We start from the raw sequence: 1,486 nt of genomic DNA on the forward strand, positions 1-1,486 counted from the left end.
CGACCGTGCTCGGCGGTACCGACGACCCGATCCCGCTGGAACAGCTGGAGGCGTGGCGGGAGCACCTGTCCGGCCCGTTCGGGCTGCGGATGTTCCCGGGCGACCACTTCTACCTCCGGCCGCGACGGACCGCCGTGCTCGGCCTGGTGCGCGCGGTGGCCGAATGAGTACGGACGTCCGGGCCGCGCCCGCGAAACGGCGGCTCGGAGCACCGTACGATCTGCTGCTGTTCGCCTTCGTGGTGTCCGGGCTCGGCAACTGGATCTACCGCCTGGCACTGCCGCTGATGGTGTTCGAGCTGACCGGCTCGGCCCTGAACACGGCGGTGGTGTACGCCCTGGAGTACGCGCCGCTGCTGCTGCTCTCGCTGCCCGGCGGCGTCATCGCCGACCGGTTCGAGCGCAGGCGGATCCTGGTCGTGGGCGACCTGGCGGCGACGGTGCTCGCGGGGATCCTCGCGCTCGTCGTGACCTCGGGGTCCTCTTCGGTACTGCTGGTCTACCTGGCGGCGTTCCTGCTGGCGTGCGTGGAACCGCTGTACTACCCGGCGTTCCAGGGGATGGTGCCCGACCTGGTGCGGGACAAGGACCTGGAACGCGCCAACGCCTGGATGCAGATGGGCGACAACGTGATGAGCCTCGCCGGCCCCGCCGTGGCCGGCGTGCTCATCGCGGCCGTCGGCTACCAGGGGGCGATCTGGGCCGACGCGGGCACGTTCGCCGTGTCGGCCCTCGCCATGGTCGCGATCAGGACCAGGTCGAAGCCGCCGGCCGCGCAGCAGGAGGGGACGGAGCCGGTACGCCGCGACCTGCTGCGGGAGGTGAAGGACTCCCTGGTGCACATCACCCGGGACAACCGCCCCCTGCTCAGCGGGGCGGTGCTGTTCGCCCTGGCCAATCTGGGCACCTGGCTGGTGCAGGCCAACCTCGTCTACTACCTGAGCGACTACCAGTCGATGTCGCCGGCGCTGATCGGGGTGGTCTTCGCCGCCCAGGGCGCGGGCGCGGTGCTGGGGGCCGCCGTGTGTCCCTGGCTGGGCCGCCGCTTCGCGCCCGGGCGGGTCGTCATCGCGGGGACGGTGCTGGCGGGCGCCGGGATCGTCCTGCTGATCCCGCTGCGGGACGTGGTGAGCATCTCCGTGCTGTGGGCGCTGATCTACGGCATCGGCACCGTGAACATGGTGAGCTGGTTCGTCCTGCGCCAGCGCACCGTGCCCCCGCAGATGCTGGGGCGGGTGGTCGCGACCACCCGGATGATCGCCTTCATGTCGATCCCGGTCGCCTCGGTGCTGGGCGGGGTGCTGGAGCAGCGGTGGCACAACATGTACCTGATCATCGCGCTGGCGGGCGGGCTGCGCCTGCTCGTCGGCCTCGGGGCGCTGCTCTCGCCGCTCAACTCGTCGGCGGGGTGGCGCAATCCGGCCGACTCCTGACGGCGGCGGGGCCGGCCGGCACGACGACCGCGGCCAGGAGCAGGTGCTTGGCGG

Annotated in this window: 2 protein-coding genes; both read left to right on the forward strand. The window is 71.9% G+C overall.

All coding sequences use genetic code 11. The features are described 5' to 3' along the window. Positions 1-5 precede the first annotated feature (5 nt). Positions 6-167 carry a thioesterase domain-containing protein gene (locus tag VR44_RS48955; protein WP_342669404.1) on the forward strand — a complete coding sequence of 54 codons (162 nt, stop codon included), beginning with the start codon at positions 6-8 and terminating at the stop codon, positions 165-167. Further along, positions 164-1,432, forward strand: coding sequence for an MFS transporter (locus VR44_RS28935; protein WP_045950570.1), 1,269 nt, complete (start codon positions 164-166; stop codon positions 1,430-1,432). The genes VR44_RS48955 and VR44_RS28935 overlap by 4 nt, the downstream gene beginning before the upstream one ends. Positions 1,433-1,486 lie beyond the last annotated feature (54 nt).

It is taken from the genome of Streptomyces katrae (genome assembly GCF_000966975.1).
GTDB lineage: Bacteria > Actinomycetota > Actinomycetes > Streptomycetales > Streptomycetaceae > Streptomyces > Streptomyces katrae.

Excerpts from the sequence above, each read along its gene's own strand:
- VR44_RS28935 (WP_045950570.1), top strand. The coding sequence starts at position 164 with ATGAGTACGGACGTCCGGGCCGCGCCCGCGAAACGGCGGCTCGGAGCA.